The sequence below is a fragment of the Sphingomonas yabuuchiae genome, assembly GCF_001477495.1.
GTDB lineage: Bacteria > Pseudomonadota > Alphaproteobacteria > Sphingomonadales > Sphingomonadaceae > Sphingomonas > Sphingomonas yabuuchiae_A.
Map to the genome: position 1 here is coordinate 1 of NZ_LDTF01000188.1, position 639 is coordinate 639.

General features: G+C 66.7%; 1 protein-coding gene. It reads right to left on the reverse strand.

Annotation, left to right across the window (positions count from 1 at the left end; all coding sequences use genetic code 11):
* Positions 1-51: 51 nt before the first annotated feature.
* Positions 52-639: LysR substrate-binding domain-containing protein (locus tag NS355_RS18000; protein ID WP_244489751.1), on the reverse strand; the 588-nt coding region annotated here is incomplete at its 5' end.

Genomic DNA, 639 nt, shown 5'->3' on the forward strand with positions numbered 1-639 from the left:
GTCTGAGACCCCGACGTTGTCCGGGGGTGCCACAGCGGTCGGTGACGGACTTCAACTCTCCAGCCAGCCCAGCCGCGGCACTCGGGTTTCGCCGAGGAGGAAGTCGCGATTGCCATCAGCGCAGGCACGCAGGTAGTCGGAGACCAGAGTGATGCGTCTCAGACGGCGCAGGTCTTCGCGGTAATAGAGCCAGAACTGGCGGGTGATCTGGATCTGCTCCGGCAAGAGCGACACCAGCCGGCTATCGGGCTCGGCGAGGAAGCACGGCAGGATGGCCAGGGCGTGGCTACAGAGCGCCGCCTGGTACTGGGCGATCACGCTGGTGCTGCGCAGGGCGCTGCTGGCCTCGGGCAGGATGCGTTCGAGGTAGAGCAGTTCAGGGCTGAAGGCCAGGTCGTCGACATAGGTGATGAAGCTGTGGCTGCGCAGGTCCGCGGGCTCGGCGATGGCCGGATGGGTCGCCAGGTACTCGGGGGTGGCGTACAGGCGCAGCCGGTAGTCGCACAGCTTGCGACAGACGTAGGGCCCGCGCTCGGGGCGCTCCAGGGTGATGGCGATGTCGGCTTCGCGGCGCGACAGGTTGACGAAGTGCGGGACCGGCAGCACTTCCAGGGTGATACCCGGATAGCGATCCTGGAA